Source organism: Salinilacihabitans rarus (genome assembly GCF_024296665.1).
Classification (GTDB): Archaea; Halobacteriota; Halobacteria; order Halobacteriales; family Natrialbaceae; genus Salinilacihabitans; species Salinilacihabitans rarus.
In genome coordinates, this window is record NZ_CP100762.1 from 2,664,036 (window position 1) to 2,686,632 (window position 22,597).

Annotated in this window: 27 protein-coding genes and 2 tRNA genes; 3 read left to right on the plus strand and 26 right to left on the minus strand. The window is 69.2% G+C overall.

What is annotated here, in order from left to right:
* Positions 1 to 8: 8 nt before the first annotated feature.
* From NKG98_RS13915 to NKG98_RS13990, 16 genes are all read right to left on the minus strand, one after another.
* On the minus strand, positions 9 to 1,487 hold the full coding sequence (locus NKG98_RS13915; protein ID WP_254766512.1) for an XkdF-like putative serine protease domain-containing protein: 1,479 nt from the start codon (positions 1,485 to 1,487) through the stop codon (positions 9 to 11).
* Between the two features lie 3 nt (positions 1,488 to 1,490).
* Positions 1,491 to 1,631 (minus strand): hypothetical protein, encoded by a 141-nt coding sequence (locus NKG98_RS13920; protein ID WP_254766513.1) that lies wholly within the window; start codon positions 1,629 to 1,631, stop codon positions 1,491 to 1,493.
* Positions 1,632 to 1,717: 86 nt separating this feature from the next.
* Positions 1,718 to 3,658 carry a phage portal protein gene (locus NKG98_RS13925; protein ID WP_254766514.1) on the minus strand — a complete coding sequence of 647 codons (1,941 nt, stop codon included), beginning with the start codon at positions 3,656 to 3,658 and terminating at the stop codon, positions 1,718 to 1,720.
* 1 nt (position 3,659) lies between these two features.
* Positions 3,660 to 4,994 carry a terminase large subunit domain-containing protein gene (locus tag NKG98_RS13930; RefSeq protein WP_254766515.1) on the minus strand — a complete coding sequence of 445 codons (1,335 nt, stop codon included), beginning with the start codon at positions 4,992 to 4,994 and terminating at the stop codon, positions 3,660 to 3,662.
* Positions 4,981 to 5,511 carry a helix-turn-helix domain-containing protein gene (locus tag NKG98_RS13935; RefSeq protein WP_254766516.1) on the minus strand — a complete coding sequence of 177 codons (531 nt, stop codon included), beginning with the start codon at positions 5,509 to 5,511 and terminating at the stop codon, positions 4,981 to 4,983. Before NKG98_RS13935 ends, NKG98_RS13930 begins: the two co-directional genes overlap by 14 nt.
* A 1-nt stretch (position 5,512) precedes the next feature.
* Positions 5,513 to 6,736, minus strand: a complete 1,224-nt coding sequence (locus NKG98_RS13940; protein WP_254766517.1) for a DNA methyltransferase — start codon at positions 6,734 to 6,736, stop codon at positions 5,513 to 5,515.
* Between the two features lie 2 nt (positions 6,737 to 6,738).
* Positions 6,739 to 6,927, minus strand: a complete 189-nt coding sequence (locus tag NKG98_RS13945) for a hypothetical protein (protein ID WP_254766518.1) — start codon at positions 6,925 to 6,927, stop codon at positions 6,739 to 6,741.
* Positions 6,927 to 7,211, minus strand: a complete 285-nt coding sequence (locus NKG98_RS13950; RefSeq protein ID WP_254766519.1) for a hypothetical protein — start codon at positions 7,209 to 7,211, stop codon at positions 6,927 to 6,929. The genes NKG98_RS13945 and NKG98_RS13950 overlap by 1 nt, the downstream gene beginning before the upstream one ends.
* Before the next feature lie 51 nt (positions 7,212 to 7,262).
* Complete coding sequence (locus tag NKG98_RS13955) at positions 7,263 to 7,589, minus strand: hypothetical protein (RefSeq protein WP_254766520.1); 327 nt, start codon at positions 7,587 to 7,589, stop codon at positions 7,263 to 7,265.
* Positions 7,590 to 7,594: 5 nt separating this feature from the next.
* Entirely contained in the window at positions 7,595 to 8,101 is a 507-nt protein-coding gene (locus NKG98_RS13960; protein WP_254766521.1) for a hypothetical protein, read from the minus strand.
* 181 nt (positions 8,102 to 8,282) lie between these two features.
* Positions 8,283 to 8,564, minus strand: coding sequence for a MarR family transcriptional regulator (locus NKG98_RS13965; protein WP_254766522.1), 282 nt, complete (start codon positions 8,562 to 8,564; stop codon positions 8,283 to 8,285).
* 75 nt (positions 8,565 to 8,639) lie between these two features.
* Positions 8,640 to 12,212: a hypothetical protein gene (locus NKG98_RS13970; protein WP_254766523.1), complete on the minus strand. Its 3,573-nt coding sequence runs from the start codon at positions 12,210 to 12,212 to the stop codon at positions 8,640 to 8,642.
* Positions 12,209 to 12,439 carry a hypothetical protein gene (locus tag NKG98_RS13975; protein WP_254766524.1) on the minus strand — a complete coding sequence of 77 codons (231 nt, stop codon included), beginning with the start codon at positions 12,437 to 12,439 and terminating at the stop codon, positions 12,209 to 12,211. Before NKG98_RS13975 ends, NKG98_RS13970 begins: the two co-directional genes overlap by 4 nt.
* Complete coding sequence (locus tag NKG98_RS13980) at positions 12,436 to 12,678, minus strand: hypothetical protein (protein ID WP_254766525.1); 243 nt, start codon at positions 12,676 to 12,678, stop codon at positions 12,436 to 12,438. The genes NKG98_RS13975 and NKG98_RS13980 overlap by 4 nt, the downstream gene beginning before the upstream one ends.
* Before the next feature lie 132 nt (positions 12,679 to 12,810).
* Positions 12,811 to 12,882, minus strand: a tRNA-Thr gene (locus NKG98_RS13985).
* Between the two features lie 79 nt (positions 12,883 to 12,961).
* A complete protein-coding gene (locus NKG98_RS13990) occupies positions 12,962 to 13,645 on the minus strand; it encodes a DUF7114 family protein (RefSeq protein ID WP_254766526.1) in 684 nt (227 codons plus the stop codon).
* 60 nt (positions 13,646 to 13,705) lie between these two features.
* Here NKG98_RS13990 and NKG98_RS13995 point away from each other — a divergent pair, with 60 nt between their 5' ends.
* Positions 13,706 to 14,404 carry an enoyl-CoA hydratase/isomerase family protein gene (locus NKG98_RS13995; RefSeq protein WP_254766527.1) on the plus strand — a complete coding sequence of 233 codons (699 nt, stop codon included), beginning with the start codon at positions 13,706 to 13,708 and terminating at the stop codon, positions 14,402 to 14,404.
* 76 nt (positions 14,405 to 14,480) lie between these two features.
* Here the strand turns inward: NKG98_RS13995 and NKG98_RS14000 are convergent, their stop codons facing one another.
* From NKG98_RS14000 to NKG98_RS14015, 4 genes are all read right to left on the minus strand, one after another.
* Positions 14,481 to 15,275, minus strand: coding sequence for an NAD+ synthase (locus tag NKG98_RS14000; protein ID WP_254766528.1), 795 nt, complete (start codon positions 15,273 to 15,275; stop codon positions 14,481 to 14,483).
* A 97-nt stretch (positions 15,276 to 15,372) separates the two neighbouring features.
* Positions 15,373 to 15,573 carry a hypothetical protein gene (locus NKG98_RS14005; protein ID WP_254766529.1) on the minus strand — a complete coding sequence of 67 codons (201 nt, stop codon included), beginning with the start codon at positions 15,571 to 15,573 and terminating at the stop codon, positions 15,373 to 15,375.
* Between the two features lie 65 nt (positions 15,574 to 15,638).
* Positions 15,639 to 15,709, minus strand: a tRNA-Gly gene (locus NKG98_RS14010).
* Between the two features lie 388 nt (positions 15,710 to 16,097).
* Positions 16,098 to 16,343, minus strand: coding sequence for a PRC-barrel domain containing protein (locus NKG98_RS14015; RefSeq protein WP_254766530.1), 246 nt, complete (start codon positions 16,341 to 16,343; stop codon positions 16,098 to 16,100).
* Positions 16,344 to 16,637: 294 nt separating this feature from the next.
* On the opposite strand from NKG98_RS14015, the gene NKG98_RS14020 reads away from it, so the two are divergent.
* On the plus strand, positions 16,638 to 17,345 hold the full coding sequence (locus NKG98_RS14020) for a hypothetical protein (protein ID WP_254766531.1): 708 nt from the start codon (positions 16,638 to 16,640) through the stop codon (positions 17,343 to 17,345).
* Here the strand turns inward: NKG98_RS14020 and NKG98_RS14025 are convergent.
* From NKG98_RS14025 to NKG98_RS14040, 4 genes are all read right to left on the minus strand, one after another.
* Positions 17,342 to 17,674 (minus strand): HalOD1 output domain-containing protein, encoded by a 333-nt coding sequence (locus NKG98_RS14025; protein WP_254766532.1) that lies wholly within the window; start codon positions 17,672 to 17,674, stop codon positions 17,342 to 17,344. The genes NKG98_RS14020 and NKG98_RS14025 overlap by 4 nt on opposite strands.
* A gap of 67 nt (positions 17,675 to 17,741) precedes the next feature.
* Positions 17,742 to 18,071, minus strand: a complete 330-nt coding sequence (locus NKG98_RS14030) for a DUF7577 domain-containing protein (protein WP_254766533.1) — start codon at positions 18,069 to 18,071, stop codon at positions 17,742 to 17,744.
* 55 nt (positions 18,072 to 18,126) lie between these two features.
* The gene (locus NKG98_RS14035) at positions 18,127 to 19,026 is read right to left on the minus strand and encodes an acyltransferase (RefSeq protein ID WP_254766534.1); all 900 of its coding nucleotides are present in this window, start codon (positions 19,024 to 19,026) and stop codon (positions 18,127 to 18,129) included.
* Positions 19,027 to 19,129: 103 nt separating this feature from the next.
* A complete protein-coding gene (locus NKG98_RS14040) occupies positions 19,130 to 19,336 on the minus strand; it encodes a hypothetical protein (protein ID WP_254766535.1) in 207 nt (68 codons plus the stop codon).
* Between the two features lie 109 nt (positions 19,337 to 19,445).
* On the opposite strand from NKG98_RS14040, the gene NKG98_RS14045 reads away from it, so the two are divergent.
* Positions 19,446 to 20,552 carry an aldo/keto reductase gene (locus tag NKG98_RS14045; RefSeq protein WP_254766536.1) on the plus strand — a complete coding sequence of 369 codons (1,107 nt, stop codon included), beginning with the start codon at positions 19,446 to 19,448 and terminating at the stop codon, positions 20,550 to 20,552.
* Positions 20,553 to 20,789: 237 nt separating this feature from the next.
* On the opposite strand, the gene NKG98_RS14050 is transcribed toward NKG98_RS14045, so the two are convergent.
* Complete coding sequence (locus NKG98_RS14050; protein WP_254766537.1) at positions 20,790 to 22,223, minus strand: ribonuclease FAU-1 family protein; 1,434 nt, start codon at positions 22,221 to 22,223, stop codon at positions 20,790 to 20,792.
* Complete coding sequence (locus NKG98_RS14055; RefSeq protein ID WP_254766538.1) at positions 22,220 to 22,597, minus strand: DUF7532 family protein; 378 nt, start codon at positions 22,595 to 22,597, stop codon at positions 22,220 to 22,222. Before NKG98_RS14055 ends, NKG98_RS14050 begins: the two co-directional genes overlap by 4 nt.

Below are 22,597 nucleotides of genomic sequence, written 5' to 3' on the forward strand. Positions count from 1 at the left end.
TCACCTCGTCAGGAGAGGGCCTTCCCCAGACCCTCCAGTCCGCTTTCGTCGCTCTCTTCGGTGTCGCGGCCGGCCTCCAGCTGCGTGGAGACGCCGCTCTGCTGGCTGATCCGGTCGATGCGCGCCTCGAGGTCCTTCGCCCACTCGGGCTTGTCCTCCTCGGCCTCGGCGCCGGCGTCGTCGAGGGCCTTCTCCTCGATCTCGTCGACGCGCTCGGCGAGGTCCTTCGCCCACTCGGGGGCGTCCGCGAGGGGGTCGTCCGAGTCAGCGTCGGCGTCCTTCTCGCCCTCGCTCTCGAGGTCGTCGATGCGGTCGTTCAGGGCCTTCGCCCACTCCGGGGCGTCGGCCATCGGGTCGTCGGTGTCGTTGCTCATGTCAGTCGTGTCTGCGTCCGGCGTGTCGCCGCCGGGGGCGTCGTTCATGGGCGATACCTGCTCCTCGTCACCCTCCTCGTCGTCCGGGTCGGCGAACTCGCGGGCGGTGTGCTCCGAGAGGTCGAACGGGTCGTCCTCACGGTCGGTGAACCGCGTGATGCCGTGGTCGACGCCGGCGTCGTTGAGGATCGAGACCGCCGCGTCGATCGACGCCTTGAGGTCGTTCTGGTTCGCCGTCGACAGCGTCCGGCCCTCCTTGGCGGCGCCGTGGTCGCGATCGCGACCGTGGCCCGGGTCCTCGGACGTCTTCGCCGTGTCGTCGTCATCGGTCCCGGTGAGCGCGTTCAGGAACGCCTTGCCGGCCTTCGCGAACAGCGACTGCTTGCCCGGCTCGTCCGAGCCTTCGGTCTCGACGGCCGCGTTCAGGACGTCCCAGAGGCGCTCGGCATCGGCTTCGGAGTGGCCACGCTCGAGGGCCTCGGCGATGAACGCGTCACGGTTTCCGAGGTGATCCGAGAGGCGCTTCTCGAGTGCCTTCGCCTCGAGAATCTGGGCGTCCGGAACGGCCGGGATGTCGACCGCCGAGACTTCGCGGATGATCCCGTCGGTGAGCTCCCAGATGAGTGGGTCCTCGCCGAGTTCGTTGGGGACCTCGACGTCGTCGACGTCGTCGACCTCGTACGGGCCGGCCCAGTCGACCTGGATGGCGCCGATCGAGTAGCCCTCGAGGATGCCGTCCTCGATGAGTCCCGCGAGCTCCGGGTCGGCGATGCCCCACTCCTGGACCCACGCGCCGGCGTCGGCGGTCTCGTCGCCGATCTCCTCGGCCTCGTCGAGGACCTCGTTGCGTTCGAGGTCCATCCAGCCGTCGGGAAAGACGGCGTGCATCACGCCGCCGCCGGCCTGCCCGGCCTCGTAGAAGGTGGCGAACTGGTCGGCGAACCCGCGGATGGTCTCCTCGCGGGCGAAGTCCGCCTGGAGGTCGACCTTGTCAGGCACCATCACGATGCCGGTGGCCCGGAGTTCGTACTCGCCGTCCTCGTCTTTCTCCGTGGCAGCGAACGCGACGTCCTTGCGGAACTGCTCGCCGCCGGCTTTCGTCACGGGCGGCATGGGTCAGCCCTCCGCATCGTCCTCGTCGTCGGCGTCGGCGCGGTCGGAGTCGGCGACGGCGTCCTTCGTTTTGTCAAGCTGCTTGGCTCGACCGGTCGAGAGGACGCCGCGCTTCTCGCCGCGCTCTGTGTGCTTCTCGGTCATGAGATCGTGGTCGAAAAGTCGCTTCGTGCCCGGTCGAGCCTCGCACAGGGGAGTCGGGGCGCTCCCTGGGTCATCGGCGGTCCGCGTTACAGCGGGATGTCGTCCGGGACGTCGTCCGGATCCGGCGCCGGCCCCTCCGGCAGCCGTGAGTGGTGATTGGTTATCTCGAGATACGGGAACTCGAGCCGGATCGAGTCGTAGTGGTAGCTGCCGTGACTCGACGCGTTCACCAGCCCGGACCACTCCGCCGCCGGGACGTCGACGTAGACGTACAGTGAGTTCTGCCCGCCCTCGCGGTGGAACGACAGATAGAGTTCGTTCTCGCCGAAGTCGAACAGGCCCTCCGCGAGGTTCGAGCTATCGAACTGCGTCTGCTCGATCGGGTCTTTGGTCGCGACGCCGTTCTCGACGGCCAGCACGGCCTCGACCTCCGCCCAGTCGCGCTCGCCGAGCTTGTTCTCCGGCGGCGGGAGTTGCTCCTCGACGTCGCCGGGCGGCTCGTCGGCCGGGCCCTCCTCGGGCTGTTGCTCGCCCGCCGGCGCCCCGCTGCCGATGTCGGCGACGAGCGTGTCGCCGTCGATCGGGTGGTCCTCGGGGAGCGGGTCCTCGCCGATCATCTCGAGGGCGCGGTTGACCGGGATCGCGCCGCGGACCGCGCTGATCTTCTGGCGGGCAACCGTCGCGTCCTCCTTGGGCTGCTCGGCGCCGTGGAGGTCGAACTCGAGCGTCCAGTCGCGGACGCCGAACGCCTGCTGGTGGAGGATCTGGTAGAGGCGCTCGGCGAACTTGTGCTGCTCCGGCGCGACGACGTCGGTCGCGAACTCGCGGACCTGCTCGCGGGAGTTCGACCGGTTGCTCGTTTCGGTGACGCCGATGAGGATCGGCGGCACCTCCAGGACCTTCGCGATCTCGTGTTCGTTCTTCTCGCGGAAGAGCCGGAAGTCCATCTCCTCGCTGATGCCCTGGCCCAGCGGTTCGAGGTCGATCTTGACGTCCTCGTCGATCTGCGTCTCGAACTTGTCGACCTCGAGGAGCACCGTCCGGTGGGACTCCTCGCGAAGGCCGTCGAGCATCTGCCGGAGGTCCTTCTTGGACTCCTCGGAGAGTTCGCCGCCCGTGACCTTGATCGCTAGCCGGGGGATCGTGTCGTTATCGAAAAAGTCGGTGTTGTAGTCCTTCGCCGCCTCGTCGCCGGCGATCGTTCGGATCGCCGAGACCCAGTCCGGGACGCCGTAGTAGTCCTCCAGCGGGCTGGGGTTCGTGACGAAGATGAGTTCGTTCGCCGGCGCGTTCGGCAGCGCTTCGGCGCTGCCCTCGACGACGTCGCCAGTCTCGCGGTCGACGAAGATCGGCTCGCGGTCGTCGTCCTCGCCGCGCCCGCGATAGCGGTCGCCGGCCTCGCCGAAGTACCGCTTTCGACCGTCACGGATCTGGACGTAGCCCCGCGAGGCGAGGCGGGCGTCCTCCGAGGGGATGAACGTCCCCTGTTCGGGGTGGCGCGGCTGGTCGAACCGGCTCTGGGGCTTGCGCACGCGGACCGTGTTCGCCGGCACGTGTGCGAGGCCGACCGGCTCGCCCTCGAGGTTGGTGAGGATCTCGATCGCCGCCCACCCGATGAGGTGGTAGTCCTGCCGGGCGAGTTCGAGGACCTCCTCGGGCGTGGTCGGCTCGGCCGCCTGCCGGGCCTTGGTTTGCCAGCGTGAGTCGATCCCGCGCCAGAACTCGCGGACGGTGGTGCGCTCGTCCTCGCTCGCCTCGTCCGGGTCGACGTCTCGGTGCGGGACGATCGAGAAGCCGTAGCCCACCTCGTAGCGGGCCTTCTTGCGGATGCCCGTCGCGAGCGTCTCGTTCAGTTCGAGGAAGGAGGCCAGCCGGTCGGGGTTGTACGGCGGCTTGACGCCGACGTTCAGCGAGCGGACGCGGCGGTCGGGGAGTTGCGTGCTGGTCTCGGCCTTCGAGAGTGCGTTCTGGCCGCCGATACCTTCGACGTTGACCGAGACCTTCGTGTCGTCAGTTATATATGTCATGTTACAGGTAACTCACCCCGCTCGAGTCGCTGTCCGACGTCGTCGGTGTGTGCGAGAACAGCGCGTACCGGCTGGCGTCGAGCGCGTGATCGGGGACGTCGCCCGACTTGCCGACGTGCTCCTCTTTGTAGGACTGGAACTCCTGGATGAGTTCGACGCAGCGATCCGAGACGAGCAGTCCCGGCCGCGGCGGGTCGCCCTTGCGTTCGAGGAGGCCACGGACGAACGGGATGCCCTCGTCGAGGCTCTTCTCGGCTTTCATGGCGCGGAAGCCCGCCTGCCGGAACTTGAGGATGTGCTCGGGTTCGTGCTCGCAGTAGACGACCGAGCGGTCGCAATTGCGATCGTACACCCAGCCGGACTCGTTGCGTGGATCGCAGAGGTGCTCGAACGGCTTCTCCGATTCGTAGTAGCAGTCGACCGCGATCCACTGGTCGCAGTGAGTCTGGCGCCACTCGATGAACACGCGCGGGTGGTCCCACCCCGAGTCATAGCCGTAGATCGCCGGCGCGTTCCAGTTGACCAGATCGTTGACGCCGGCCTCCGGGACGACGTGGTGCTCGCGGGTGAACGATGAGTAGACCAGCCCCTCGGCCGCGGCGAACCCCCCGTGGAGCGCTTGCTCCTCACGCTCGGTTCCCTCGAATTGCCGGCGGAGCTTCTCTTTCGCGTCCGCTGGCAGGAACGGATTCTGCAGGCTCGAGTGGACGAACACCTCCATCGAGTCCGCCCACGGGAGTGGCTCGCCGTTGGCGTCAACCTGCCGTTCGGTGATGTCGTAGAACTGGTTGAAGCCGTTCCCCGTGGACGTCATTAGACAGGTGTTCGGGCCGGCCTGCGTGCGCTGTCGAGAGATGAGCATCTCGTGGAGGTCGTAGAGGTCCGTGTTGTCGTAGTGGCTTGGCTCGTCCATCCAGATGCGGTGGAACTCGGAGCCGGCGTAGCGGTTCCACTTGTCGGCCGACCCGAGGCGGACGACGTGGCCCGAGACGTACGTCACCCGCTTCTGGTTCTGGTTGTAGCCCGCGACGATCGGCGAGTTTTCCGGGTCGCCGCCGGCATCGTTTGGGATGGTGTTCTCACCGGGCAGCGTCTCGAAGAACACCCGGTAGGTCGCGGGCCCGCCCTTCTGGAAGTCCGGCGCCAGGACGAGCGACTCGCCGCTCGACAGCTGCATGCTCCCGAGGTGAATCCACTGCGCGCCGGTGTAGGACTTCCCACCGCCGTAGCCTGTCCGGAGGACGACGACGTCGCTATCACCCTCTTCGAGTTCCTCGACGACGTCGAACTGGTAGTCAGCCCAGTCGAAGTCGACGGTAAGGCTACTCGTCGCCATCGTCACCCGTCCCCACGATGTTGTTCGTTACGTCGATCTCGACCGGGCCGCCAGCCTCTCCAGTGATCTCACGCTTCTCCGTCTTCGTATAGTCGAACGAGGTGGCGAGCAGGAACTTCGCCATCGACGTGTCGATGTCACCGTCCCGGAGGCCGCCCTGGACGAGGATCGTCTCGCCATCCGCGCGTGCGCGCATATAGGCTGCAAAAAACGCGCGTTCCCGGCCGCTCTCGTCGATGAACGTCGGATTCACCTCCTTCCAGTTCTGGAGCGTGGTGTGGCTGACGCCCGCCGCCCGCGCACACCCCGCCTCGCTTTTCGACTGGCGGGCCGCCGTGATCGCATCCCGAGCGCGCTCGTCGGTGAACTTCGAGGGGCGACCGCCGGGCTCCTCACCGTCCTCGACGTGGGTGGCACAGTGGCCCTCGTCGCCGTCGGTCCCCCAGCCGGCCGGGCGCTGGCACGGCTCGCCCGTCGCGGTGTCGGTCGAGCCGCAGACGTCCGTGTCGTCGGGCATGTTAGGCCTCCGGAGTCTGGTTCACGCTGGCCTCACGGGCGCGTTTCGCCTCGCCGATGCGGCGCTCGATGACCGGGCGGTAGGTCTCCGCGTCGATCTCGAAGCCGATGCAGTCCCGCTCGTTCTGGATGGCGGCAACTGCGGTGGACCCCGATCCCATGAACGGGTCGAGGACGAGGTCGCCCGGCTCGGTCGACTGTTCGAGTAGCGTCTCCAGGAGGCCGACCGGCTTCTCCGTCGGATGCTCGTTGTCCTGCGAGGAGTGCTTGTGCAGGATGATGTCCGACATCGTCCGGTCGAGCGGCCTGGCGTCGCTCGTGTCGTGGACGGCGTAGAGGATGAACTCGTGCTGATAGCCGTAGCGGACGCCGCCGCTTCCGAACGTTGTCTGGTTGTTCGGCGTCGATTTCAACCAGATGATGCAGTTGAGGACCTCGAAGCCGGCGTCCTCGAGGACGTCACGGAAGTCGTCGTACGTCTTCCAGGACGCGAAGGCGTAGAGGTGACCGGTCGGGGCGAGCACCCGTTTGAGTTCGGGGACGATCGCCCGCCAGAGGCCGACCGCCTCCTCGTAGCCATCGTTCTCGAGCGAGCCGGCGTGCTTGACGTCCGAGGCGCCGAGCGTCTCAGTCAGATCGATGTCGACGCCGTAGGGTGGGTCGGTGAGCACCAGATCAACGCTGTCGTCGTCGACGCGGTCGTCGATCCCCTCGACGGCGTCCTCGAAGTGGACCTCCGTCGACGGGGTGTACTCGTAGGCCGGCCGCTTCGACTTGTCGACGCGGATCTCCGCGAGCAGCTCGTCGAGGTCCTCGTCGGTCGCGTCGACGAGGTCCTGAACGTCCTCGGCCATCCCCTCGTTCAGCAAGTAGTCGTACTCGAGGGCATCCCGCTTCGTGTCGTGCTCACCGGAGATCTTGTTAAGCTCCTGGCGCCAGAGGCGGCGCTCGGGTTCGTCGATCTCGTAGAACTTGACCGGAACTTCCTCGAGGCCGATCTCCTGGGCGGCGCGCCAGCGATGCTCCCCGTCTGCGATGCAGCCGTCGACGTCGGCGACGATGGCGTTGCCGAGCCACCCCTTCGCCCGGAGGTTGTCACAGAGGAGGCCGAACATCTCCTCGCTCTGTTCGTTCGGGTTGTCGCCGTCGACGTGGAGGTCATCCGGATGGACGGTCGTCTCCTCGACAGGCTGCGGGAGGTCGTCTAAGGTGAGTTCGTTGGTCATGGTCAGTCCGTCTGGCCGTACGGTAGGTCAGACCGGCCGGGGGAGTCTCGCTCGCTCCCGTGTGGTGTGATGAGACCGAGGGCGCGGGCGCAGGGGAAACAGAGCGACTCACCCTGCACCGTGCGCACGGGCGGATCGTAGAGGTCCGACCCGACGCAGTTGTCGGCGGCGCCGGAGGAGCAGGTCCACATCAGTCGTCCTCGTCCGACCGGTCGCCGCCGGCGGAGATGGTGATGCCGTCGAGGATGCGCTCGACCTCGATCCCCCACATCCGCCCGAGGATGAGGAAGACGACCGAGGTGACGCCGACGACGATCTCGTAGCGCGGCGGGTCCGCATGGGTGAACATCGGCCCGAGGACGATCCCGGCCCAGACCGCGAACAGCGTCAGCGTGGCGACGGTCCGGTCGAGTGATTCATCGTCGGGCATCAGTGCTCTCCCCAGACAGACGAGTTCGATTTTCGCGCGATCCATCGGGTCTTCGTGGCGTGGTTTGACGGACATGGCATTTCTCAGCTCTCGAGGTCAGACGACGGCGCCGAGGAGGAAGCCGAGGGCCAGCCCGCCGAGGGCGTAGTGGGGCTCCTGGCGGACGTCCTCGGCGATCTTCGCGCTCGAGAGCGTGGGGCCGCGGTTGGCGCCGAATGCGAGCGCGACGATGGCCCCGACATAGCGGAGGTCGCCGGTCGCACTGGCCGCGGCACCGACGCCGATCCCGATGCCGGCGGCGTGGCTCTCGGCGTGGTAGCTCAGGAAGCCGTCGCGGTCGTACGTGTCCTCGCTCGGGGCGCCTGCCTCGCGGACGAGGCGGACGAGTCGGCTCAGAACAGTGGGGTCATCTCTCTCAGACATGAATATCACCGGGACCGGGCCTCGCGAACGGCGAGTTTAGTTGCCCGCCGGAAGATTTCCGTGTCGAATCCCTGGATCGCGTCGACGGACTTCAGCTGGCGAACTGCGCGTCGGAGTTTCGCACCGCTCGCCTCGACGCCGGCCTCCTCGAGCCGGCGGAGCAGCGGCGTCGTCAGCCGCAGCGCCTGGACCTTCGTGAGGGTGTCGTCGTCGGCCCAGCAGCCGATCCGGCCGCAGGTCCGACAGGTCGTCCGCGGGATCGAGACCTCGAGTTCGCCGTAGTCGTCGTGGCTCTCGGTGTCGGGTTCGAGCGTGGCATGTGCGGTGCGGTGGTGGTCCTGGACATCATGATCAGTCGCACCAAACGAGACCGTGTACGCGTCGACGTGTTTGATACGCTCAAAACAACCGTTGCAGCATTCGGGATTGTGCCAGACGACGCGGTCGAATGCTCGTGCTGCCGAGATGGACCCAGTGCCGTTCTCACTCGGTGAGGGTGCTGTCGTACTCATAGCAGAAAAGCGTCGCTCCAGGGCGGACGGAGTCATCGCCGGCGACCCTCGCGGCCGGGGTCACCGACTCACCGCCCTGTCGCGAACAGGCTATCTATCACGTCGGCGACCGGAGGTAATAAGGATGTGCGCGACCGCGGTATTCGCGGTCGTTGCTCTGAGGCACACGATTTCAGGCGCTTCAGGATTTTTCAGCGAGTTCGACGTGAACGAAACGGAGGTCGTCGCTAGCCCGATCACGTCGGACGACCGCTTCGGCCTCGAGTCGGGCGAGCGCCTCGTCGACGGTCCGCTCGGGGAGGCCAGTCCGATCGAGGAGCTCATCCCGACCGGCGGTGCCCCCAGCGTCTTCGAGGACGTAGACGACGTAGCGCGCACTCGGCGGGAGATCGGCATCGGCATCGGAACCGAGGTCGATGTCGTCATCGTCGCGATCGTCGGGGGCGCTCGCGTTCACGTCCATGGGGTTCGTTTCGTGTCGAGAGCCGCCGCTGGTCGAACCGTGGCGAACACGGCGCCGAGTGGCCGGTCGACGAGGTCAATCACCTGGATCAGGCGGGGCCCGCCAGTCCCAAATCGGCGTACTGTCACTGCTGGAACTGTTCGTTACCGCCTGGTCGGCGCCATCACCCCTGACAGGGTCGCGAATCGCAAGGGCCCACCTACTAGAGTCACTATAGGGGGGAGTTTGCGACTCCTGAACGTCACAGACCCCTGAATGTGCCAGCCCGGAGGCACTATACAGCGTTGCACCGTTCGCGCCCTCGCCTTCGACTTTCTGGATCGCCGGCGGTCCGAACTCGTCGTCGGCGAGGCGCTCGAGCGTCTCGTAGACGTGTTGTTTCGAGCAACCGACAGCGTCGGCGATCTCCCGCGCCGTCCGCGACCGTCGGCTCGACCGGAGTTCCTCGACGATCGCCTCCTGGAGGTCGGTGAACACCCACTCGACGCCCGGCACCTGGACGTCGGCGAACCCTGGCGGGATCGCGTCGGTCCGGACGAACACCGTCGCTGTGACGTCGGGATCGGTCGGGTCGCGTGCATACCGTCCGGCGGCCTGGGCGATGTGGTTCTCGCGAACGCTCGCGAGGATCTCCTGAGCCGTCTCGGCGTCCTCGCCCTCGAAGCCGCGCCCGCGGGCGCGGTACTCTTCGCCGGCATCGTCGACGGCGAGCTCGGGTTCGGCCTCAAGACCGAGTTCGGCGAGCAGGTCGAGGACGTAGTCGTCGCCGGGATCCATGCAGCCGTTGACGAGGCCGACGCGCTCGGTCGCGAAGTCGTTGCGCGACTTCTCCTCGCCGAAGTGCATGAGTTCGGGCCGGTGACAGCCGGCGTCCTCCATCAGCTCCTCAAGGCGACCCTCGACCTGTGCGGTCGTGATCGCCGTCCGGAACTGGGCGCCGTACTCGTCGACGAGGTGTTCGAGCAGGACCTCGAGCTTGGCCTCGTTGAGCCACTCCAGCGCCTTCTCGCCCGAGAGGGGTCGGGTAGCATCACCGACCTGGACGACGCGGAGGCCGCGTTCGTACCGGCGCCAGAGCTGCCGCTCTTTGGGGTCGAGGACACGCTTGGTCTTGATCCACGGGACGGTGTTCGCCTGCCAGAGCGGCACCGCGGGGTGGGCGTCCAGCCCGATCAGCGAGCGGGCGGCGCCGAAGTCGGGGACGACCCGGACCGAGTGGACGTCGTTGTTCTCGTCGAGGACGACCGAGACCCACTCACGATTCCACTCATCGTCATCGCGAACGCCGGCCTCGAGCCGCGGGGGCTCGTGCATCGTCTTCCCGAAGCGGCGGCCGTTCGCACGCTCCTCGGCACGGAAGATCGCCCGCGCCAGCGCCGGTGCGAGCGTGTGGGCGTCCGGCTCTTCGAAGTACCAGTCACGGTCGGGCTCCTGATAGAGCGCATCCTCGAGAGCGTCGCGCTCGTTCGCCGCATCACCCTCGTAGCCCTCGTGCCGGGAGAGTTGGATGAACGCCTCCCACGTCGAGACGGGCGCGTCGATCTCGCGGAGGTAGGCGCCGACGGCCCGCCGGATGCGCTCGGTCGAGAGGTCCGCTTCGAACGTCGGCTCCTCGTCGACGACGATGTTGTTGTGCATCCGCAGTCCGGGCGCGTACGCGAAGTTGTGCGTCGCGATGACGAGCGGCCACGTCTCGCGCTCGTCGCCCGGCGGCCCCTCACGGAAGGTATCCCACTGCGAGATCGCGGGGCAGACCGACGGCGTCTCCTCGAAGTCACCCGTTTCTTCGTCGTAGTGAGTCTCGCCTGAACAGCACGGGAGCTTCGTCTGCTGGTCGTTGTGATCCTCGAGGTAGCGGTGGGCCGTCGAGAACGGGATGCCCTGCCCGTCGCACTTCGCGTCGAGCCACTCGCTCGCGGGCTCGCCGTCGATCGTAATCTCGGCGTCGTACTCGCCGGCGGCAACGGGACAGGCTTCGCGACGGCCGAGGAGGACGTGGTACTGCCCCCCGTGTTCTTCAGCGACGGCGACGGCCTCGTCGCGAGCGTCGCGCGTCTCCAGGAGGTGGACGACCGGCCGCCCGTCGGTGAGCTCGCTGCGGGCGCCCCACCGCGTCGCGGCGATTGTATGCGACTTCCCGAGCGACGTCGGCGCGTCGATCACGCGGTCGTCTTCGTTGCGCATCACCGCGGCGATCGTCTCGAACAGCCGGTCGCGAGCCTCGTCCGTCGACGGCCAGTTGAGCCCCCGCTTGCGTGCGTAGCGCCGACGGTCAGCAGGCTCGAGCGCATCCAGTTGGCCGATCGGGAGTGCCGAGACCGCCCGCCCATCGCTGTCCGTTTGATACTCGTCCTCGGAGGCGGGCTGGTACTTCGGGATGGCGAAGCCGAGGTCGCGGAGGTGGTCGATCCCCCTCCACCAGCGGTCGCCGGTCGCCCGTCTGGGCGAGGCGTTCTCCGGGTGCATCTCGCCGGCGTCGATGAGCGCCATGACGACGGGCCCCCCGTACCCACCTTTCGACCCGGTGTCGAGCCAGCGCTCGGCGTTGACGATGTTCGCACGGCCGTTCGAATTCGGCCCCCAAGTGGGGTAGAACGCCCGCTCGCCGGCGCTGGTCGCGACGTCGTCGTTCCACCGGTGGACGATCGTCCGTTCGGCGACCGCCTGAGCGTCGAGGCGGTCGAGGGCAGCGAAGACGTCGCGGATGTCGTCGGTCGTCTCGTCGACGTCGGTCGCGACCGGCTCGTAGTCGTCGAGGTCGAGCGTCTCGCGTGCCGGCGGTGCTTCGCGCTCGGGTGCGGCCTTCGCGACCTCGCCGGTGGCCTCGAGGATCGGTTCGAGGATGTCGGCGTTCCATTCGCGGACCTCGTTGGGAGTCCCGGGGACGTGCTCGCCGGTCGCGACGCAGACACGCTTGCCCGGGTAGATCTCGATGCTCGGGAGGTCCTCGTTCTCACCCCACGGCTCGGTGGCGAGCTCCCAACTGGCCTGCTTGACCCCCTCGGGGAGGTCGCCGCGGTACATCGCGTGGACGCCTGTCCCGCTCGTCGAGACGTCGGCGTAGGTCGCACCGAGGTGTTCGAGCATCGCAACGAACGCCGGGTGGACCTCTCCGGTCTCGGGACAGCGGACGTCGTCACCGTCGACGTAGACATACGGATCGTCTTCCTGCTGGAGGAACGCCCGGCCGTCGAGGCGGGGATCGACTTCGGCCATCGCGATGGTCTCGCCGTCGACGTAGTTCTCCTCGAGACCCCACTTCCAGCGGGCGTCCTCGTCGGGATCAGCGTCCGGATGGTCGCGATCGGCCCACGGCGCAAACGGCTTCTTCTCGACGTGGCCCATCCACTGCTCGCGCTCGAGCAGTTCGTCGGGCCACACTCCCGAGATGGGGTTCGCGAAGTCGGCGTCGGCCCACTCGTCGAACCGCGTGCGCAGGTCCGTATTCGACCGCGGTCGCGACCCTCTTATGCGATTCCGCGGTCTGGTATTTGACGCTTCGTCCGAGTCGGCGCTGTCGCCATCGACGAGCTCGCGGACGGCGGCAGGCGGCGCGCCGATTGCGCCGGCGATCTCCGGGATCGACGCGTCGGGGTTGCCCTCAAGGTACTGCTCGACCTGAACCTCGAGAGGGAGTTCGTCCGTCACGCTGACCACCCCCAGTCATCGAGTGTTGTCTGGCCCTCGACGGCGGGCCGATCGGGTTCCTCGTCAGGCTCAGGGACTGGGACATTCTTGGCACGTTCCGTCCCGTCCGGTTCGGGCTCGGTCGCGTAGACGACGTCCTCGGCCTCCTCGTCGAGTTCCGGCCGTTCGGTGATATACTGGTAGGAGGCGTCGATCGCGTCGCCGGCGTACGATCGGCGACCGATCATGTGCGACCACCCGGGAAGTGAAGTTCACGGCGCCGCGGACTGATCGACCCGCCGCTGTGGACGGTGAGACAGTCGAAGCACTTCGCCGAGTGTGGGTGGTCGTGGCTGTCCGCGCCCTCGTACTCGACGCGCTCGACGGCGTCGGGGTCGAACGTCCGTCCGCAGAGCGTCGTGTACTTCAGCCCGGACTCGAGGTGGCAGCCGTAGCCGTCGCCGGCGAGCAGCAGCCACGTCGTCACGCTACCACCCCCCGATTTCCACTGGAAACAGCAGCCCCTATCGCGAGATACAGTTCACGCCAGCCGCTTCGCTGAACTTGCGTTAGAAGACGGCTATCCTTTAAATAAGCAGGATTCCACCAATCTACAGCAAGCCTAGGCCGGGATTTGAACCCGGGCTCTCGTCCTTACCAAGGACGCGCTTTACCGCTAAGCTACCCAGGCGCGCATACGGTGGTTGACGTGAGTCGTCTTTATGGGTTTCGATTCGCCACGAGGCGACGGCGTCCGCCGTCGACCCGACTCAGGGGTCGGTCGCCGAGGTCGCCCGGTCGGTCGGGACGCCGTCGTTCGGGGGCGTCTCGGCCTCCGCGTCCGGTTCGTCCGCGTCGAGGGCGGGGAGGCACTCGTCGGCGGGCGGGAAGCCGACGCTGGCGCCGGCGGCGAGGTCGTGGGCGGCCGCGAGCGACTCCGGCGCGGGGGTCGCGCCGACGGCGGCGGCGCCGGTCAGGACGGCGAGTTCGAGGACGTCGCGCTCCAGATTGGCGTCGAGGTCGTCGGCCTCGTCGGCGGCGGCCGCGTCGTCGCGGAGGGTCTGGTCCCGGCCGAAGTTCCTGACGGTACGGACGGCCTTGTCGGCGGCGTCGGTGCGGGCGAGCAGGTAGAAGCCGCGAGCGACGAGGATGTCGGCGGCGAGGACTTCGAGGTCGCTGTCGCCGCCGTCGTCCGCGCCGGACCAGGGCTCCTCGTGGGCGAGCGTCCGGGTCAGGCGCAGCCCCTCGTATATGAGCTGGACGCCCGCGGCCCGGTGGGCGATCGCTTCGAGGTCGGCGCCGGGGTCGATCGACGCGGCGCTCTCGAGGGTGAGGGCACCGGGGACCATCGAGGCGTCGTCGAGGACGTCGGCGATGACGTCGTGCAGTCGCGGCGGGTCGACGTCCGCGACGGCGTCGCGGGCGGCTCGCCGACACGTATCGGCCCTGTCCATCAGGCGGGCCTTACGGCGGAGGAGGCAAAGACCTTTGGAAACGCCACCCCCACACGGCGCATGATCGAACAGGACGTAGACGGCCGCGTGCGGACGATCACGCTCGATCGGCCGGCCGCCCGCAACGCCCTCACCGTCGCCGGGCTGGAGGCCCTCGAGGCGGCGGTCGTCGACGCCGACGAACCCGTGCTCTACCTCGAAGGCGCCGGGCCGGCGTTCTGCGCCGGCGCGGACCTCGACGCGGTGGCCGACCTCGACGCCGACGGCGCCGCGGCGTTCGCGCGGCTGGGCCAGCGGGTCGCGCGTGCGATCGAATCCGCATCGTCGGTCGTCGTCGCCGGAATCGACGGCCCCGCCCGCGGCGGCGGGCTCGAACTCGCGCTCGCCTGCGACGTGCGGGTCGCGACGCCCGACGCGACGTTCGGCGAGCCCGGGGTGACGTTCGGGCTGTTCGGCGCGTGGGGCGGCACCGTCCGCCTGCCGCGGGTCGTCGGCGAGAGCGTGGCCTTCGACCTCGCGTGTTCCGGCCGGACCCTCGACGCCGAGGCGGCGCTGCGGACGGGACTGCTATCGCGGATCGTCGACGAGCCGCGGACGGTCGCCGCCGAGATCGCGGCCAACCCTCCGGACGCGCTCGCGGTCCTGAAGCGGCGACTGCGCGACGACGCCGACCGGGAGACGCGCGAACGACGCGAGGCCGAGGCGTTCGCGGACCTCGTCGCCGCCCACGCGGACGACGTCGCGGCGCTGCGGGAGTAGGAGGGTCGGCGACCGGCGTCCGCGTCGGTCGGCACAGCGGTCCGGGCGCCGATCAGCGCGGCGACTTCGGCGCCGATCAGTGCAGCGGCTCCGGGGCCGGCGGGGCGGTCCGCTTGTGCCCGCTGGCCTCGTACATCGTCCGCACGCGCTCGACGGTCGCCTCGTCGACGCCGAGTTCGCGGGCGGTCGCCGCGGCCGACAGCGGGCCGTCGACGTGGGCGACGAGGATCGAGTCGAGGGTGTCGTAGTCGATCCCCAGTTCGCCCTCGTCGGTCTGGTCGGCCCACAGTTCGGCCGTCGCGGGCTTGCTCGCCAGATCGTCGGGGACGCCGACGTGGCGGGCCAGCTGGCGGACCTGACCCTTGTAGAGGTTCCCGATCGGGTGGCAGTCGACGGCGCCGTCGCCGTACTTGGTGAAGTAGCCGACGGCCGCCTCGCTCCGGTTGCCCGTTCCGAGGACGAGCCGGTTCTCGTGGTTCGCGACGAGGTAGTTGCACACCGCCCGGACGCGCGCTCGTGCGTTGCCGACGGCCACGTGGTCGCCCGCCGCCTCGGGGTAGGCGTCGAGGAACGCGTCGACGACGGGTTCGACCTCGATCACGTCGTAGGGGATCTCGAGCGACTCCGCGACGCGCTCGGCGTCGCTCATGTTCTCCTCGCTGCTGACCCGGGCCGGGAGGACGAGCCCGCGGAGGTTCTCGGCGCCGAGCGCCTCGACGGCGAGGTGGGCGGTGAGCGTGCTGTCGATGCCGCCGGAGAGCCCGAGGACGGCGCCGTCGGCCCCTGCCGCGTCGACCCGCTCGCGGACGAACGTGACGATGTGTTCGCGATGTCGTTCTAGCTCCGCCTCGGAGAATCGGACGTCGATCATCACCCCAACGTTCGCCCGCGGCGACCTAATAGCCTCGCCTAACGCGTGAAACGTGGACGTTCGTCGAGTTCGGTGGGCGTCGGAAGCAGGTGGAAGCTCACCAGCCGACCCGGAGCACCATGGCCCCCGCATCGCGCAGCTCCGGCGCGAGGTCGTCGAGGGAGTCCACCGAGACGTACCGCGGGGTCCGGGGACTCGCGTCGAGGCCGTGCCGGGCGACGTAATCGCGAAACGACGTCGGGCCGAACACCGACCGCTCCGAGTTCGCCAGCTCCCACAGTGCGGGCTCGAACACCATGTCGGGTGAGACGAAACTCTCTACTGACGGTATTTGTCCGCTGTGGTTGCGGAGCCGCCCGGAAGTGCGCCGGCCGGGAATTGAACCCGGGCTATGAGCTTGGGAAGCTCATGTCCTACCACTAGACCACCGGCGCGCGTCGTCACCTCGTTGGTTTCCCCTCGCGGCACTTGAACGTAGCGCTTCGGCCGTTCGCGGGGCCGACGGCCACAACGATTAAGCGGACCTGCTGCCGGCCACAAGCCTCAATACGGCCGTTTCCCACGTGCCGAGTAGGCGACGACGGCCTCGAACGGTCGGGGTGGACGGCTCGGGCGAAGGACGGCGCAGGGAGCGGACGGACGGGTCCGCTCCGATGGGGGCGTCCGTGTCGGGCCGTCTCCGGCGAGCGACGCTCGCCGGGACGAGCGACACCGGACCGTGACGTGAATCGAGCCAGGAGGGCGCTGGCGCTTCGATTCACTTCTCGTTTCGACCGACCGCGACCCGCGAGCGGCGGCGTCGCGGCCGAGAACCCGCGCCGATCAGAGCACGCCACGGAGGCGCACCGCGTCGTCGGTGATCTCCTCGACGCTGCCGTCGTCCAGCGGGTGGGCGTCCGCGGTGGCCTCCCCCCAGCCGAGTTTGGCCTTGACCGTGTCGGCGATTCCGGGGTCGGGTTCGACGTACGCCCGGCCGTCGCGGACCTCGACGACGCGGCCGACCTCGGTGCCGTCGACGTTCAGTACGCGTTTCCCCTCGTCCGATTTCGTGAGCCTCGCGTCCGTCATGGTGCCGGTCGCCCTGGGCGCCGCAGTCGCCGTCCCTACGGCCGTGGGGGGCATAAAGCGCCGAAACCGTTGTCCCGGATTCCAGCGGTTCGCCCGCGCCGCCGCCGGGTAATTCGTCGTTGACGCCGCCGGAGCGGCGAGGCGCGCCCGCGAGGGGCCGAAACCGATCCGACCGTCGCCGGTCGTCGATCGAGGCGTCGGACGGCCTGACAGTGGCGGAAACCGACGGAAAGAGCCTATTAGGCGCGTACAACGGAAGGATTATCCCGGTAGAAACGTACTAGCACTCGATCAATGGACGAATTCCCGTCGTTCGACGACCCCCGCGTCGCGCCGCGGTTCTGCCGCCGCCCGTCGGGCGACGCCGACCTGACGCTCGTGGGCGTGGTCCACGACCATCCCGCCAGCGTCGGCCGCGTCGAGGCGGTCCTCGACGCCGTCCGCCCCGACGTCCTCGCGCTCGAACTCCCGCCCGCCGCGGTGCCGCTGTACCGGGCGTACGCCCGGGAGGAGCCGCGTTTCGGCGGCGAGATGAGCGCGGCGATCCGTGCCGCGCCCGGGGCGGAGGTCGCCGGCATCGACGCGCCGAGCTGGTCGTTCCTCCGGCGGCTGCTCGCGCGCCTGCTGGCCGACCGCGTCCCGCCGTCGACGGCGCGGCGCGTCCTCGCCAGCCTCGGGGGCGCGACCCGGACCGCGCTGGCCTGCCGGGTCGCGGCGACGCTCACGCACGCCACGTCGATGACGGTGGCGTTCGACGACCCCGTCGACTACGAGTGTACGCGCGCGGACCCGCCGGAACGGCAGGCCGCCCACGAGCGTGCACACGTCGCGGGCGTGGCGGCGCTGCTGGGCGGGGCGGAGTCGAGCGCGCTCGCCTACCGCGACGAGACGCGCGAGCGGTGTATGATCGACCGCCTGACGTCGCTGCGCTCGGCGGGGTCGGTCGTCGCCGTCGTCGGCGTCGACCACCTCGACGCGCTCGAGGCGGCGCTGGCCGACTAGCGCCGGGCGGCCGGCGCCGGCGGTTCGATCACGATTTCGCCGTCGCCGTAGACCGTGACCCGGTGGTCGTGGACGAAGACGACGAGGTGGCCGCCGGTTCGCGGACTGCCGTCGTGTCGCGGCCGGAAGAGCGCGTCCAGCGCGTCGGGGTCGACGGCGTCGTACAGCGAGATGCGGCCGTCGGTGACGTCGACGCCCATGCAGTCGGCCAGCGCGTGGACGACCGTCGTCGAGAGGGTCGCGGGGCCGTCGGGGTCGTGGTACGTCCGGTAGACGGGTGGCGGACTCGCGGGCGGTCCGTGGGGGGCGGGTGCGGGGTGCGGTCTCATGACGTCGCGTGCCTGCTACCCTTCTCGGGCCCGACGGTAAAAGCGTAATCGTTCCTTACCCGCCGGCTCACCGCCGGAGCGTCGAGATACAGTTCCAGCAGTAGGTGAACGTCGGGTCGGCCTCGTTGGTCGCCCCGCAGCGGGGGCAGGTCACCGTCTCGCCGTCGAATTCGAGGGCGTCGTGGTCGTGGTCGATCTGCGACCCGTCCGGGTCGTCGACCGGGCCGGGGTAGCTCTCCGACCCCCCGGGCGGCCGAAAACTCGCGTGGTTGCCGTTGGTGAGCGACGGGGCCGGCGAGCCGTCGTCGTTCCCGCGGCGCGCGTAGAAGTAGTACAGTAGCAGGTGGAGGAGCGCGAACAGGACCACGTATCCGACGAGCCACTGCCAGAGCTCCATCGGTGTGACATACTCTCTCTAGGCACTTGGATATTCCCCGTGCGAACTCCGGCGGCTAGTTCGGCGGCCGGAGGTCGCGCTCGAACTCGTCGAAGACTTCGAGGTCGTCGTCCAGTTCGTACTCGATGCGGCGCTCGTCCTGTCGGTTTCGCCCGGCCTCCTCCAGCGGGACGGCGACGTCCTCCCAGCCGGGTTTGATCTTGACGCTCTTTGCGGGCATCCCGACGGCGATGTGGTGGTCGGGGACGTCGTGCTGGACGACGGCGCGCGCGCCGACGATGGCGTTCTCGCCGACTCTGTTGCCCGCGCGCACCATCGCGTCGAAGGTGACCCGGGCGTCGTCCTCGACGACCGTGTGGTAGTTGCGCACCTCGGTCTGGTCGACGACGTCGTGATCGTGGCTGTAGAGGTGGACGCCGTCGGAGAGGGAGACGCGGTCGCCGATCGTCAGCCGACCCCGGTCGTCCAAGTGGACGTCGTCGTGGATCACCACGTTGTCGCCGACGCGGATGTTGTGGCCGTAGGTGAACGTGATCCCCTTGAAGAACCGGCAGTTCTCCCCGCACTCCTCGAAGAGGTGGGTCGCGAGCATCGACCGGAACCGCAGCGCGAACTCGACGTTGTCCGCGATCGGCAGGCTGTCGAACTGCCGCCAGAGCCACTGGAGGTGCTTCGACCGGCGGAACGCCTCCTCGTCTTTCTCGGCGTAGTACTCGCTCTCCAGCGTGGTGTTGCAGGGGTCGTAGCTCTGCAAGCGGACCCGCTCGGCCGGCGAGACCGACTCGCCCGCCTGCCAGCGCTCGTAGGCCTCCCGGTCCCCGGTGAGGTCGAGCAGGACGTCCTCGACGACCGCGCAGGTGTCCTCGTCGCTCGAGAGCCGGTCGTCGACCTCCGCGATGAACTCCCGCATCCCCGTCTCGGCCTCCTCGGGCAGCGAGACGTGCCGCTTGGTCATACCCCGTCGTAGCGCACCGGAGTTCATAGGCATTCGGTTGTGTCACCGTTACCGCCCCGGTCGCAATCGCGGGAGGGGACGGTCCTCGACGCCCGGTCGGGGCTCACTCCCCCGTGGCCGAGGCGAGGGTGGCCAACAGCGCCGGCACCCCGACGGCGGCCGCGGCGCCGCCGAGGAGAACGAGGAGGGGGACGAGAACCTCCCTGACGCCGGGTGGCGCCTGCACGAACACCAGCGCGCCGAGCAGGACCGCGTTCAGCGCCAGCAGCCACGTCATCCGATCGAGTTTCCGGTGGAGGGCGTCGTCCATACCCGCCGACTGTCGGCCGACTGCAATAACTCGGTCGGTGCCGAATAAACCGCGATATCGCGGGCGGCGTTCCGTACCCGATAAGTGGCCTCGCTCCCAACCCGGTGACATGCAGTACCAGGAACTCGGCACCTCGGGCGTCGAGGTCAGCGAGGTCGGCTTCGGCGCGTGGGTCGTCGGCACCGACTGGTGGGGCGACCGCTCGGAGGCCGACGCACGCGAGATGATCGAGCGCGCCCTCGACTGCGGGATCACCTACTTCGACACGGGTGACGTCTACGGCCACGGCCGCAGCGAGCAACTGCTCGGCGAGGCGCTCGCGGACGTCCGCGAGGACGTGACCGTCGCCACCAAGGTCGGCTACGACTTCTACGACAACCCGCAGGCCGGCCACGGCGAACTCCCGAAGGAGATCGACCCCGACTACCTCCGCGAGGCCGTCGAGAAGAGCCTCGAACGGCTCGACACCGATTACGTCGACGTCCTCCAGTTGCACAACGCGAACGTCGACGAGATCACCCCCGACGTGCTCGAACTGCTCGACGAACTCGAGGAGGAGGGCGTGATCGAGGCCCGCGGCCTCGCGCTTGGCCCCTCCATCGGCTGGCTCGCCGAGGGCGACTTCGCCATCGAGGAGGAGTTCGACGCCGTCCAACTGGTCTGGAACCTCTTAGAGCAGGAGGTCGGCAACCACTTCCTCGACACCATCGCGGAGACCGGGTCGACGACGAGCCTGATCCCCCGCGTACCCCACTCCTCGGGCCTCCTCAACGAGCAGGTCACCCCCGACACCGAACTCGGCGAGGGCGACCACCGCGGCTTCCGCCCCGACGAGTGGTACGAGACCGGCTGGGAGAAACTCGAACGACTGCGCTTCCTGGAACGCGCGGAGCGTGGCTCCGCGGAGGATTCGAGCGGGCAGAGCCCGCGAGAACGCGACGGAGAGCGCACGATGGCTCAGGCGTCGATCGCGTGGCTGCTCAGCCACGACCCCGTCGCCACCGTCACGCCCACCTTCCGGACGCCCGCCGACGTCGAGGCGTGGGCGGCCGCCAGCGACGTCCCGAAGCTCTCCGACGAGGAGATGGCCCGCGTCGCCGACCTGTACGCCGAGAACTTCGGCGTCGACCGCGACGACGGCATGGACGCGCTGCGCTCGTCGGTCGACGGCGCCGACATCGAGGCGGCGGGGCTGGACAAACTGGCCGCGGACTGACGGCTCCCGGCCGAAACCACGACCTCGCCGGTGCCAGCGCGATCAGTACCTATTTTTCCCGGACCTCGAATGTCCGCCCACGACGGTCCAGTGGGACGAGATCACCCACGTGACGAAGGTCGATCCGGCCAAACCGCTGCCGTCGCGGCGACTGCTTTCACGACGACGAGGAGCGGTACCTGAGTACGATCCCGTCGAAGCCGGCGTAGAGGCGGCGGCCGGCGAGGACGGCGGGGGCTACGGCGACAGCGCCCGCTCGACCGCCCGCGCGACGCTCCGTGCCTTCGTCGCCAGTTCCTCGGAGACCAGTCCGTCGGCGACCGCCTCCGCCAGCTCGTCCTCGTCGACGACCGCGACCTCGCCGTCCGGCCGGCGGATCACGTCGACGTAGAGGTCGACGTACCGCGCGCAGTCGGGGAAGAGTTCGACCGGCGTACAGACGTTGACGTAGGTTCCCTTCGCCGTCCCGTCGGCGTCCCTGTACGTCGTCGGGTACCACCACCGCCCCTCGCGGAGTTTCGTGACGGCGACGTCGCCGTCCTCCTTCGGGACGCCGAGGGCGTCGTAGGTGCCGCCGCCGCGCATCGACCGTTCGAGGGTGACTTTCCCCTCGGGGTCCCACGCGGTCACCTCGCCGGTGCCGAGCGTGACGAGTCGTCCGTCGGGCTTGCCGTGGCCCAGCGAGAGGCGGTCGCCCTCCGCGGGGCCGAACTGCCGGGCGACGGCGTCGAAGGGGAAGTCGTCCGCGCTCGCGCCGTCGTCGTCGCAGACGGCCTCGGCGAAGTCAACCGCGGCGCTGGCGGCCCGGTCGGCCGTCTTGATCCGGTGGTGGCCCGCCATCGTCGTCTCGACCGCGCGTCTGGCCTCGTCGAGGGCGAACCGCGACTCGCGGCCGAACCAGACCCACGCGGTGGCCCGGGGGGCGGCGAGCGGTCCGGGGTCGCCGTCCCCGGCGTCGACGAGCGCGTCGTCGAGGGCCCGCGCGCGCTCGCCGGCCCGTTCGAGCGCCTCGCCCATCGCGTCGAGGTCGGCGTCCGCGGCGGTGCGGCGCCAGCGTACGCCCCACCCGTCGGGGACGTCGACGGAGAGCAGGTCCGTCATCCCGACGAGTTCGTTCGCCCGCTCGCCCGACAGCGCCGCGGAGACGCCGTCGCGCGCCCGCGAGAGCGTCACCAGCCCCGTCCGCACTTCGAGCGTCGGCGCCACGCGCGGGCGGTCGTCGTCCCACGGCGGCGTCGGTTCGCGCACCTGAACGCGGTAGCGGTCGCCCGCGTCGACGTAGCCGTCGACGTCGTCGTACTTGAGATAGCCCCGGCGGCCGTCGCCGAGGTCGACGACCGCGCCGCGGCCGCCGGCCGCCTCGCGCACCTCGGCGTCGAAGACCGCGCCGCGGGGGGCGTCGGCGTCCCAGCGGAAGGCGTCGACCGCGACGCCGGCGATGTCGTCCGCGACCCGGTCGACCGCGGCCGGATCGCCCGACACCTCGACGCCCTGCCGGTCGCGGGTCGTCTCGACCGCGACGGCGGCCGGCGCGGCGGGGAACGTCTCGTCGAACCGCTCGCGGATCGGTTCGGAGGCCTGGACCACGTCGACGCCGTTCTCGTCCAGCAGCCGCGTCAGCGCCGTCGCGTAGATGCCCCTGACCCGGCCCGTCGTCCGAGCCTCGCTCATCGCAGCGTCTCGCGGTCGGCCGCGAACCGGACGCGGTCGTGGACCGTCGGCCCGAGCGTCAGTTCGACGTACTCGTCGTCCAGCGGTCGGCCGTCCTCGACGTAGACGCCCCACGAGTCGAACCGGAGCCAGCCGCGCATCTCCGCGCCGTGGGTCGTCACGTCGAGGGACTCGACCCGGTGGTCGGGGTACTCGGCGCTCGAGTGGGCCATCTCCACGTCCGAGTAGACGACGTCGTGGTCGTCGAAGAACGATTCGAGCGCGCGGGCGTCCGCCGCGACCGCCTCGACGACGGCTTCGGAGGCCGCCCGGAGGTCGTCGGTTCCGAGGCCGACCTCGCGGAGCGCCCGCTGGGTTCGCTGGTCGAAGTGCAT

Bases quoted from the DNA above. Each gene is read 5' to 3' on its own strand.
- NKG98_RS14035 (WP_254766534.1), bottom strand. From the start codon at position 19,026: ATGACCAAGCGGCACGTCTCGCTGCCCGAGGAGGCCGAGACGGGGATG.
- NKG98_RS14040 (WP_254766535.1), bottom strand. From the start codon at position 19,336: ATGGACGACGCCCTCCACCGGAAACTCGATCGGATGACGTGGCTGCTG.
- NKG98_RS13920 (WP_254766513.1), bottom strand. From the start codon at position 1,631: ATGACCGAGAAGCACACAGAGCGCGGCGAGAAGCGCGGCGTCCTCTCG.
- NKG98_RS13930 (WP_254766515.1), bottom strand. From the start codon at position 4,994: ATGGCGACGAGTAGCCTTACCGTCGACTTCGACTGGGCTGACTACCAG.
- NKG98_RS14015 (WP_254766530.1), bottom strand. From the start codon at position 16,343: ATGACGGACGCGAGGCTCACGAAATCGGACGAGGGGAAACGCGTACTG.
- NKG98_RS13990 (WP_254766526.1), bottom strand. From the start codon at position 13,645: ATGGACAGGGCCGATACGTGTCGGCGAGCCGCCCGCGACGCCGTCGCG.
- NKG98_RS14005 (WP_254766529.1), bottom strand. From the start codon at position 15,573: ATGGTGTTCGAGCCCGCACTGTGGGAGCTGGCGAACTCGGAGCGGTCG.
- NKG98_RS14025 (WP_254766532.1), bottom strand. From the start codon at position 17,674: ATGAGACCGCACCCCGCACCCGCCCCCCACGGACCGCCCGCGAGTCCG.
- NKG98_RS14050 (WP_254766537.1), bottom strand. From the start codon at position 22,223: ATGAGCGAGGCTCGGACGACGGGCCGGGTCAGGGGCATCTACGCGACG.
- NKG98_RS14000 (WP_254766528.1), bottom strand. From the start codon at position 15,275: ATGATCGACGTCCGATTCTCCGAGGCGGAGCTAGAACGACATCGCGAA.
- NKG98_RS13955 (WP_254766520.1), bottom strand. From the start codon at position 7,589: ATGTCTGAGAGAGATGACCCCACTGTTCTGAGCCGACTCGTCCGCCTC.
- NKG98_RS14055 (WP_254766538.1), bottom strand. From the start codon at position 22,597: ATGCACTTCGACCAGCGAACCCAGCGGGCGCTCCGCGAGGTCGGCCTC.
- NKG98_RS13960 (WP_254766521.1), bottom strand. From the start codon at position 8,101: ATGAGTACGACAGCACCCTCACCGAGTGAGAACGGCACTGGGTCCATC.
- NKG98_RS14030 (WP_254766533.1), bottom strand. From the start codon at position 18,071: ATGGAGCTCTGGCAGTGGCTCGTCGGATACGTGGTCCTGTTCGCGCTC.
- NKG98_RS13915 (WP_254766512.1), bottom strand. From the start codon at position 1,487: ATGCCGCCCGTGACGAAAGCCGGCGGCGAGCAGTTCCGCAAGGACGTC.
- NKG98_RS14045 (WP_254766536.1), top strand. From the start codon at position 19,446: ATGCAGTACCAGGAACTCGGCACCTCGGGCGTCGAGGTCAGCGAGGTC.
- NKG98_RS13935 (WP_254766516.1), bottom strand. From the start codon at position 5,511: ATGCCCGACGACACGGACGTCTGCGGCTCGACCGACACCGCGACGGGC.
- NKG98_RS13975 (WP_254766524.1), bottom strand. From the start codon at position 12,439: ATGATCGGTCGCCGATCGTACGCCGGCGACGCGATCGACGCCTCCTAC.
- NKG98_RS13925 (WP_254766514.1), bottom strand. From the start codon at position 3,658: ATGACATATATAACTGACGACACGAAGGTCTCGGTCAACGTCGAAGGT.
- NKG98_RS13950 (WP_254766519.1), bottom strand. From the start codon at position 7,211: ATGGATCGCGCGAAAATCGAACTCGTCTGTCTGGGGAGAGCACTGATG.
- NKG98_RS14020 (WP_254766531.1), top strand. From the start codon at position 16,638: ATGGACGAATTCCCGTCGTTCGACGACCCCCGCGTCGCGCCGCGGTTC.
- NKG98_RS13965 (WP_254766522.1), bottom strand. From the start codon at position 8,564: ATGGACGTGAACGCGAGCGCCCCCGACGATCGCGACGATGACGACATC.
- NKG98_RS13945 (WP_254766518.1), bottom strand. From the start codon at position 6,927: ATGTGGACCTGCTCCTCCGGCGCCGCCGACAACTGCGTCGGGTCGGAC.
- NKG98_RS13995 (WP_254766527.1), top strand. From the start codon at position 13,706: ATGATCGAACAGGACGTAGACGGCCGCGTGCGGACGATCACGCTCGAT.
- NKG98_RS13940 (WP_254766517.1), bottom strand. From the start codon at position 6,736: ATGACCAACGAACTCACCTTAGACGACCTCCCGCAGCCTGTCGAGGAG.